Origin of the sequence: Halorubrum ezzemoulense DSM 17463 (assembly GCF_002114285.1) — an archaeon.
Lineage (GTDB): Archaea > Halobacteriota > Halobacteria > Halobacteriales > Haloferacaceae > Halorubrum > Halorubrum ezzemoulense.
The window spans coordinates 1-8,910 of record NZ_NEDJ01000098.1 but is presented as its reverse complement, the minus strand read 5'-3'; the positions used below and the strand labels follow the sequence as shown (position 1 = coordinate 8,910).

General features: G+C 73.8%; 10 protein-coding genes. 5 read left to right on the top strand and 5 right to left on the bottom strand.

What is annotated here, in order from left to right; all coding sequences use genetic code 11:
- The 4 genes from B9H04_RS16630 to B9H04_RS16615 all read left to right on the top strand — a co-directional run.
- Positions 1–984 (top strand): DNA polymerase Y family protein (locus tag B9H04_RS16630; protein ID WP_085682874.1); only part of this gene is annotated, 984 nt, incomplete at its 5' end.
- Positions 985–1,033: 49 nt separating this feature from the next.
- On the top strand, positions 1,034–1,468 hold the full coding sequence (locus B9H04_RS16625) for a hypothetical protein (protein ID WP_049930149.1): 435 nt from the start codon (positions 1,034–1,036) through the stop codon (positions 1,466–1,468).
- Between the two features lie 72 nt (positions 1,469–1,540).
- Positions 1,541–2,137, top strand: coding sequence for an NUDIX hydrolase (locus B9H04_RS16620; protein WP_049930148.1), 597 nt, complete (start codon positions 1,541–1,543; stop codon positions 2,135–2,137).
- Positions 2,138–2,297: 160 nt separating this feature from the next.
- Complete coding sequence (locus B9H04_RS16615; RefSeq protein ID WP_085682873.1) at positions 2,298–3,173, top strand: CPBP family intramembrane glutamic endopeptidase; 876 nt, start codon at positions 2,298–2,300, stop codon at positions 3,171–3,173.
- A 20-nt stretch (positions 3,174–3,193) separates the two neighbouring features.
- Here the strand turns inward: B9H04_RS16615 and panB are convergent, their stop codons facing one another.
- Entirely contained in the window at positions 3,194–4,000 is an 807-nt protein-coding gene (panB, locus tag B9H04_RS16610; RefSeq protein WP_085682872.1) for a 3-methyl-2-oxobutanoate hydroxymethyltransferase, read from the bottom strand.
- 135 nt (positions 4,001–4,135) lie between these two features.
- Here panB and B9H04_RS16605 point away from each other — a divergent pair, with 135 nt between their 5' ends.
- Positions 4,136–4,525, top strand: coding sequence for a DUF5822 domain-containing protein (locus B9H04_RS16605; protein ID WP_049930145.1), 390 nt, complete (start codon positions 4,136–4,138; stop codon positions 4,523–4,525).
- A gap of 25 nt (positions 4,526–4,550) precedes the next feature.
- Here the strand turns inward: B9H04_RS16605 and B9H04_RS16600 are convergent, their stop codons facing one another.
- The 4 genes from B9H04_RS16600 to B9H04_RS16585 all read right to left on the bottom strand — a co-directional run bounded on the left by B9H04_RS16600 (position 4,551) and on the right by B9H04_RS16585 (position 8,678).
- Positions 4,551–5,144, bottom strand: coding sequence for an HAD family hydrolase (locus tag B9H04_RS16600; protein WP_080508552.1), 594 nt, complete (start codon positions 5,142–5,144; stop codon positions 4,551–4,553).
- The gene (locus tag B9H04_RS16595; RefSeq protein ID WP_049930144.1) at positions 5,141–6,313 is read right to left on the bottom strand and encodes an acyl-CoA dehydrogenase family protein; all 1,173 of its coding nucleotides are present in this window, start codon (positions 6,311–6,313) and stop codon (positions 5,141–5,143) included. The genes B9H04_RS16600 and B9H04_RS16595 overlap by 4 nt, the downstream gene beginning before the upstream one ends.
- A 98-nt stretch (positions 6,314–6,411) precedes the next feature.
- Positions 6,412–7,449 (bottom strand): AIR synthase family protein, encoded by a 1,038-nt coding sequence (locus B9H04_RS16590; RefSeq protein ID WP_049930672.1) that lies wholly within the window; start codon positions 7,447–7,449, stop codon positions 6,412–6,414.
- The gene (locus B9H04_RS16585; protein ID WP_049930143.1) at positions 7,446–8,678 is read right to left on the bottom strand and encodes a serine-tRNA(Ala) deacylase AlaX; all 1,233 of its coding nucleotides are present in this window, start codon (positions 8,676–8,678) and stop codon (positions 7,446–7,448) included. The genes B9H04_RS16590 and B9H04_RS16585 overlap by 4 nt, the downstream gene beginning before the upstream one ends.
- Positions 8,679–8,910: the final 232 nt, after the last annotated feature.

The window sequence follows — 8,910 nt, the reverse complement described above, 5'->3', positions numbered from 1 at the left end:
GGGGGGGGCGGGGAGGCGCGCGACGGTGCGACCGGCGCGCGGCCGAGCGGGGCCGCCGGCCCCGCGGAGGCGCGGACGCTCGCCGAGGGATACGCCCGCCACGTGAAAGACCGGATCGAGCGGGAGGCCGGGGTGCCGGCGAGCGTCGGCGTCGCGCCGAACATGTCGGCCGCGAAGGTCGCCAGCGACGCCGACAAGCCGGACGGGCTGGTCGTCGTGCCGCCGGGGTCGGTCGCGGAGTTCCTCGCGCCGCTGCCGACCGCCGACGTTCACGGGGTCGGCCCGGTGACCGAGGGGACGCTGGCGGAGCTGGGCATCGAGACCGCGGGCGACCTCGCCGCGGCCGACCGCGACCGGCTCGCCGCGGAGCTGGGCGAGCGCGGGCCGGAGCTCTCCCGACGCGCCGCGGGCGACGACGACCGGGAGGTGACGCCGACCGGCCTCCCCAAGAGCCTCTCGCGGGAGTCGGCGCTCCCGACGACCGCCGACGAGCCGACGAAGCGCGAGACCGTCTCCGCGCTCGCCGCGGACGTTGCCCGCCGCGCCCGCGAGCGCGGCTGCCTCTACCGCACAATCGGGATCAAGGCGGTCGAGCCGCCGTTCGACGTCAACACCCGCGCCCGGAGCCTGCCCGGTCCCGTGGACGACCCCGACCTCGTCGAGGAGGTGGCGCTCGACCTGCTCGGCGAGTTCGACGAGACCCGCGTCCGCAAGCTGGGCGTGCGCGTCTCCAAGCTCGACTTCGCCGAGACGGATCAGGCGACGCTCGGCGGATTCGAACCGGGGGACGGGCCGGGAGACGGGAGCGACGGCGCGGCCGACCGCCCCCGCGGGTCGGTCGGTCGAACGGCCGGCACCGACGGCGACGGCGGGAAGCTCACCGACTGGGTAGACGGGGAGCCGACCGCGGACGGCGACGCGACGGGGAACGAGGCAGAGCGCCGGACGGGGGACGGACAGGCGTCGCTCGGCGACTGGTCGTGAGCCGCGCCCGACGCGTGGATTCATGGGGCGGCCGAAACGATCCGGGGACATGTCCCTCGCTCGTCGCGTCCTCCTCGGCTCGAACTCGAACGGCTCGCCGCGCCGGTACCGACTCCTCGTGCCGCCGCTGCTCTTTGTCGTCTCCTTCGCCGCCTACGGGCTGGGGCTCTTCGCTCACGCCGGCGGGGTGGTGTTCCTCGCGTTCGACGCCGCGGCCCTCGGCGTCCTCGTGACCGCGGGCCTCGCTTATCGAGGGGCCGGGGTCGCGCTCGCGTGGCTCTCCGTCTACGGAGCGCTGCTCGGGAGCAACGCCGACCACTACCTGCTGGGCCTGCCCGGGCGGCCCCTCGCGGAGCGCGTCGCCGCGCTCCTCGGACTCGACGGGCTCGTCTTCGTCGGGGTCGAGGCCCTCGCGCTGGGGACACTCGCGTGGGTCGCCGGGACCGTCGGCCGTCTCGCGGTCGACCGCGTCCGGGCCGCGTGACCGGCGTGGGCGTGCGACCGGATCGAACGCGCGACGGCCGGCTATTTACGCCCCGAGCGACGACCGCGATCCATGGGCGATTCCGCCGACCTCGCGTGGGAGACGCTCGACAGCGACATCGACTACGCCTGCCCCGGCTTCGACGTGCGCCGGGACGAGGTGCGCTTCCCGGACGGCGAGACGGACGGGTTCCACTACGTCGACGAGCCGCCGGCGGTCGTCGTGCTGCCGCTGACGCCCGACGGCGACGTCGTCGTCATCGACGAGTGGCGACAGGCCGTCGGCCGGGTGAACCGCGGGATTCCCGCCGGGACGATGGAGCCGGAAGACGGGGCGGCGGGGGACGGCGGCCCCGCGGGCCGAGAGCCGACGACCGCCGCGGTCGAGCGCGCCGCGGCCCGCGAACTCGCCGAGGAGACGGGGTACGAGGCGGACGCGTTCGAGCGGCTGACAACCGTCGAGCCCACGAACGGGATGGCGAACGCGGTCCACCACCACGTGCTGGCGACCGGCTGCGAGCCGACCGCCGAGCGGGAGCTGGACCACAACGAGTCGATCGCGGTCGAGACGGTGCCGTACGACGACCTGCTCGCCGCGGTCGTCGACGACGAGCTGCGCGACGGGCGGGCCGTCACCGCGGTGCTGTGGTACGAGCTGCTCCACCAGTAGGCGGTCGGGGCCCGCCTTTGGCGCCGTCGCCGTTTCGGCACGGCGTCGTGGCGCCGCCGTCTCCGCGCGATATCGCACCGTCGCCGTCTCGGAACGATACCGCGCCGTCGTCGATTCCGACACGGACAACCATTTTGCCGGGCGGCCCCTACACGGGGCAATGACAGATCCCTCCAGCGGCGACCGGGCCACGGACGGCGGCGTCTCGGACGAGTTCGACGACGTCGGGCCGGACGCCGTCGGCGACGCGGACGGGTCGGGCGGGGGCGCCGGCTCCCCGGGCGTCGCGGTCGCGACGGCCCTCCTCCTCGGCGTCCTCGGCCCGGTCATCGCGCTCGCGGGCGGGGTCGCCGTCTTCGCGATCGACTCGCTGACCGGGGGGCTCTCGCTCGTCGCGAGCGTGGTCCTCACGCTGGTGTTCGGCCAGTACGTCGCGTTCGGCGGGCTCGCGGTCGGCTACCTCGCGTGGCGCGGCTTCGACCGCGAGGGGATCGTCTCGTACCTCGGCGTCCGGGTGCCGAGCCTCAAGGAGATCGGGATCGTCCTCGGCAGCTGGGTCGTGATCTTGATCCTGATCCTCGTGGTCTCGACGATCGTCCAGCTGCTCGGGACGGAGACCGCGGCGAACCAGAGCGCGGAGCTGGCGATGGGGAATCCGGCGATCATCCCGCTGTTCGTCGCCGCGTCGTTCCTCGTCATCGGGCCCTGCGAGGAGATCCTCTACCGGGGAGTCGTCCAGGGGCGCCTCCGCGAGTCGCTGCCGGCCGCCCCGTCGATCGCGCTGGCGGCCGCCATCTTCGCGACCATCCACGTGATGGCGCTGACCGGCGGGCTCTCCGCGCGCCTGACGACGATCTCGATCCTGTTCGTGCCGAGCCTCGTGTTCGGCGCGGTGTACGAGTACACCGAGAACCTCGTCGTCCCCGCGCTGCTCCACGGCCTCCACAACGCCGTGATCTTCACTGTCCTCTACGTCACCGTGACGCAGGTAGACCCGAACGAACTGCCGACGGTGCTGGGGTTCTTCCCGGTCTGACCCCGGACGATCGAGCGGCCTCAGTACAGGTCCTCTAGCGCCTCCTCGACGTGCGAGTGCTCCTCGGCCGGGAACTCGCCGCTCGTCACGGCATCCCGGTACGCCTCGACGGCGTCGACCATCTCGCCGCGCACGTCGCCGAACTGCTTCGCGAACGGCGGCGACCACTCCCCGAGCCCGACCGCGTCGTTGATCACGAGCACCTGTCCGTCGCAGTCGGGGCCCGCGCCGATGCCGATCGTCGGGATATCCAGCGCCTCGGTCACCGCGCCCGCGAGGTTCGCCGGCACGTGCTCCAGCACGAGCGCGAACGCCCCGGCGTCGGCGTGGGCGCCCGCGAGGTCGATGATCTCCTCGGCGGCGTCCTGCTCGGTCCCCTGTCGGGTGTAGCCGCCGAGCCGGTTCACGTGCTGCGGGGTCAGGCCGAGGTGCGCCATCACCGGGATCCCGACCTCGGTCATGCGACGGGTCGTGTCGACGGTGTGGGGGCCGCTCTCGATCTTCACGGCGTCCGCGTTCGCCTGTTTTAGGAGTCGGCCCGCGTTGCGGACGGACTCGGCCTCGTCGACGCCGAACGAGAGGAACGGCATGTCGGCGACGACCAGCGCGTCCCCGGGCGCGCGCGCGACCGCCGCGGTCCGGCTCGCCACCTCGTCGAGCGTGACGGGGAGCGTGGAGTCGTAGCCAAGGGCGGCGTTGCCCATGCTGTCGCCGACGAGGACGACATCGATCCCCGCCTCGTCGACGATCGCCGCCGTCGGGGCGTCGTATGCGGTCAACATCGTGATCGGATCGTCGCCCTCCCGCAGTCCCCGCGTCGTGGTCATACCTCGGAGTCACCCGCGCGACGCCGTAAAATCGTCGGGAACCGGAAAGGCGGGGCGGCGCGGCCGGGCGGCGGCGCGACCCCGGTACCGCCGCCGACCGCCACCGATTTGCCGCTCGGCCGCCGAGTCGGTCGCGTGCAACCAGTCGAGCGGGCCGAGTACGAGGGGGTGGACTACGCGTGGGTGATGCAGACGACGTTCGTCGTCACCATCCTCGTCGGCTCGCCCGCCGCGGCGCTGCTGTCGACGCTCGTGACGCTGGAGACGTGGGGCGCGCGCGCCGCGTTCGCGGTCCGGGTCGGCGCGCCCATCTGGTTCGTCACCGCGGTCGCCGTCGCGCTGTACGCGCGGCGCGCCGAGGCCGGCGACGGCGGCTCTGGCGGCGACGCCGACGCGAGCGCGGAACGAGACGCCGACGCTGACGCGAGCGCGGAACGAGACGCCGACGCTGACGCCGGAGACGCCGAGCCGGAGTCTACCGAGCCGACCGACGAACAGACTGACGAGGAGGAGAAGATCGACTGACCCGCGGGCGGCGCGGTGCGAGTCGCTACTCGGCGAGCAGCTCCGAGACCCACGCGAAGTCGACGCCGCCGCGCTCGGCGGTGACCGCGTCGCTCTGCGAGTCGCCGACGAACAGGGTGTCCTCCGGGGCCTCCCCGAGGCGGTTGATCGCCGCGAGCAGCGACGCCGGGTCGGGCTTGTGGCTTCCGACGGTGTCGCGGCCGACGATCGCACCCGAGACGAGCGCGTCGCCGAGGCCGTGCGTCTCGACCGCGATGCGGCACGCGTCCTCGCAGTTGAGCGAACAGACGCCAGCCGGGGGGTGTGGGTTCGCGGACTCGTCGTCCGCGGTCGCGGCCGCGAGTCGGTCCCCGAGCGGGAGCCGGGTCGACTCGCGGGCGCCGGGGCGCTCGTGGAGCGCGATCGCCTCCTCGACCTCAGCCCGGATCCCGTACTCGTCGGCCGCGCCGAGGAGGTCCCACAGCTCCTCAGTCGGGGGGATGAGGGCGCGCTCGGCGTACACATCGAGAACCGCGTCGGCGACCGCGTCCCAGTCGACCGCGAGCTCGACGAGCGTCCCGTCGAGGTCGTAGACGACCGCGTCGTAGGCGGCGAACTGAGACCCGTCACCGTCGGTCACTCGCCGAACACCCCGCGGGCGATGATCGTCTTCTGGACCTCGGTCGTCCCCTCGTATATCTCCGTGATCTTCGCGTCGCGGTAGAGGCGCTCGACGTCGAACTCGGTCGTATAGCCGTAGCCGCCGTGGATCTGGATCGCCTCGTTCGTCACCGACATCGCGGCCTCGCTGGCGCGGTACTTCGCCTTCGATGCGGCGACGCGATAGTCCTCGCCCGCCTCCGCCTGCCGGCACGCCTCGCGGACGAGCAGCCGCGCCGCCGACACGTCGGTCGACATCTCCGCGAGCTTGTGCCGGATCGTCTGGATGTCACTTATCGGTCGGTCGAACTGCTCGCGCTCCTCGGCGTAGGATTTCGCCTCATCGAGCGCCGCCTGCGCGACGCCGACCGCCTGCGCCGCGATGCCGATCCGGCCCTCGGTGAGCGTCCGGAACGCGGCGGAGAGCCCCTTTCCCGGCTCGGTGAGACGGTTCGCGGCGGGGACGCGGCAGTCGTCGAAGGTGATCCCGGTCGTGTCCGAGGCCCGGAGGCCCAGCTTCTCCTCCTTCTTGCCGACCTCGAACCCCTCGGTGTCGGCGGGGACGAGGAACTGCGTGATCGCGTCGTCGTCGGGGTCGTGCGCCTCGTCGTCGACCTTCGCGAAGACGACGGCCACGCCGCCGCGCTTCCCGTTCGTGATCCACTGCTTCTCGCCGTTGAGCGCGTACTCGTCGGTCTCGGGGTCGTACGTCGCGGTCGTCGACATCTCCGCGGGATTCGAGCCCGCGTGCGGCTCGGAGAGACAGAACATACCCACCGGGCGGCCCGTCTCCGCCATCTCGGGGAGCCACGTCTCGCGCTGGGTCTCGCTGCCGAACTCGGCGATACAGGAGGTGGCGAGGCAGTGGACCGACAGGGCCGTCGCGACCGCGAGGGACCCGTGCGCCAGCGCCTCGTTGGCGACCGCGTACGTCGTCTTCCCCGCGCCGAACCCGCCGTACGCTTCCGGGACCGTCAGCCCCGTCAGGCCGAGTTCCGCGAGCCCGTCCCACACGTCCTCCGGGAACGTCTCCGTCTCGTCGGCTTCGGCCGCCGTCGGTCGGACCTCCTCGGCCGCGAACTCCTCGACGAGGTCGCGGACCGCCTGCTGTTCGTCGGTGAGCGCCGAGCCGACGCGTGCTCCGGTCATGTCACCGACTTCGGTCCCTCACCGAAAAAGGTGAGCGATCGGCGGGACCGCCCGACCCGGCGTCCCGGACGGCTTCGGCACCGGCGCCGGTGACGCGCCTACTCCTCCGCCTCGCGCGCCTCCCACAGCGGGTACAGCTCGTCGCGGGGCGGCTCGGCGAGCGGCTCGCCGTCGATTCGGACGGTTCCCGCGGAGCGAGCCGGGTCCGCGGCGTCGCCCGAGTCCGCGGCGTCGCCCGCAGCCCCCTCGACCGAGCCGATCTCCGCGCCGCCGATCCCGACCGCGTCGAGGGCGTCGAGCGCGTCGTCGACCCGGTCCGGCGGGACCGCGGCCAGCAGCGCGCCGGAGCCGAACGTCGCGAGCGGGTCGACGCCGAGCGCGTCGCAGCAGGCGCGCGTCTCGGGGCGGACGGGGACCGCGTCGCGCTCGACGGCGAAGACCGAATCGCTCGCCGCGGCCATCTCGACGAGGGCGGTCGCGACGCCCCCCTCTGTCGGGTCGTGGAGCGCGGTCGGGGCGTCCCGGACCGCGGCCGCGTCGGGGACGACGCTCACCTCGTCGAGGAAGCCGGCGGCGGCGTCGAGCGTCGCGGCCGGGACGCCGGCCGCGCGGCACTCCTCGCGGAAGTCGGTCGCGAGGATCGCCGTCGCCTCGATCGCCGCCCCCTTTGTGAGGAGGAGGCGGTCGCCCGGCTCAGCCCCGCCGCTCGACACGAAGCGGTCCGTCGTCCCCATCGCCGTCATCGAGCAGAGCGGGCGGTCGAGCGCGTCGAGCACCTCGGTGTGGCCCCCGACGACCGCGCACCCGAGCTCGCGCGCCGTCGCGTCGACCTGGTCGACGACGGTCCGGAGGCGGTCGGAATCGCCGTCGGGTAAAAAGAGCGTGTGCGTGAGCCACCGCGGGTCGGCCCCGCTCGCGGCGACGTCGTTACAGGCGACGTGGACCGCGAGCGTCCCGACCGACTCGGCCGCGAGCGACAGCGGGTCGGCCGCGACGACGAGCGTCTCGGCGGCGTCGCCGAGGTCGATCGCGGCCGCGTCCTCCCCGTAGGCCGGCCCCTGCGCCACCGCGGCGTCTGGCGTGCCGGTCGCCGCGAGCGCCGCGGCGAGCGCGTCGGGACCCAGCTTGCCCGTCATCGCTTCCGGAACCACGCCGCGACGGCCGCGGGGTCGGCGTCGAGGCCGCCGCCCTGCGCGAACGTCGGGCCGCCGCCCCCGCCGCCGCCGAACTCGGCGGTTATCGCGCCGACGATGTCGCCCGCGTCGACGGCCGTATCCTCCGCGGCCGCGACCACGACGAACGGGTCGTCACCCGCACCGATCGCGGCGAGGGCGTCGGGGCCGTCGTCCGCGTCGGCGTCGCCGCCGACGAGCGCGGTCGCCGGCTCCCGGAGTTCGTTCGGGTCGGCGTCGTCGACGGTCCCGACCGCCCACCACGCGCCGTCGACCTCGGTCGTCGGGAGGTCGCGCAGGCGGGCGGCGAGCAGGTCCCCGCGCGCCTCGCGGAGGTCCGCCTCCAGCCGGTCGGCCTCCTCGCGGAGGCGGTCGACCGCGTCGGGGAGGTCGCCGACGCGCGCGTCCAGCGTCGTCGCGGCGTCGAGCGCGGCGGCGTGGACCGCGCCGAGCTCGTCGATGGCGGTCGGGCCGACGGCGAACTCGACGCGGGTGACGCCCTCGCCGGGGTTCGACCGGTCCAGCACCGCGATCGGCCCGATCTCAGCGGTGTTCTCGACGTGGGTCCCGCCGCAGGCGGCGACGTCCCAGGGGTCGTCCGCGTCGCCGACGGTGACGACCCGGACCGCGCCGCCGCTCATCGCACCCTCCTCCGTTTTCGTGTTGAACGCGATCCCGTCGACATCTCGGGCCGCCTCGGCCGAGTGGGTCGCCCACGAGACGGGCAGCGAGTCCCAGACGGCGCGGTTCGCGAGCCGCTCTAACTCGATCAGGTCGCCGTCGTCTAACGGCTCGGCGGTCGTCAGGTCGACGCGGACCTTCGTCTCGGAGATGTCGAAGCCGGCGTAGCCGAGGTCCTCGGCGATCCGGCGCGCGGCCCCGTACAGCACGTGGGAGGCGGTGTGTGCGCGGGCGCAGTAGGTCCGGAACGCGTCGTCGACCAAGCCCGTGACCTCGTCGCCGGGCGCGAGGTCGGGGTCGGCGTCGGAGTCGAGGGCGTGGACCACGTCTCCGCCCCGTTCGGTCACGTCGTCGACGAGGTGGCCGTCGAGCGTCCCCCGATCGGCGGGCTGGCCGCCGGACTCGGCGTAGAAGTACGTCTCGTCGAGGACGACCTCGCGGCCGTCGACGCGGTCGACCGTCGCTTCGAACTCCCGGACCGCCGGCTCGGCCGGCGCGCGTGAAGCGGTCATTGCCGGGTCGTGGGCGCGGGCGGGTAAATAGGTGACCGCCGCGGTATCGGTTGTAAACGACCGTCGCGGTGGCGCGTGCCTGCGAGCCGCCGGGAGGCCGCGAAGCCAGCACGCGCGAGGTCGCCGGCGCTACGCGCCGGCTACCAGAGGGACCTTCGGTCCCTCGCTGGAGTCAGTTGCCGGAGCGAAGCGACGGCGGCTGACGAGGCTGGGGAGGTGTGCGGTGCGGTTG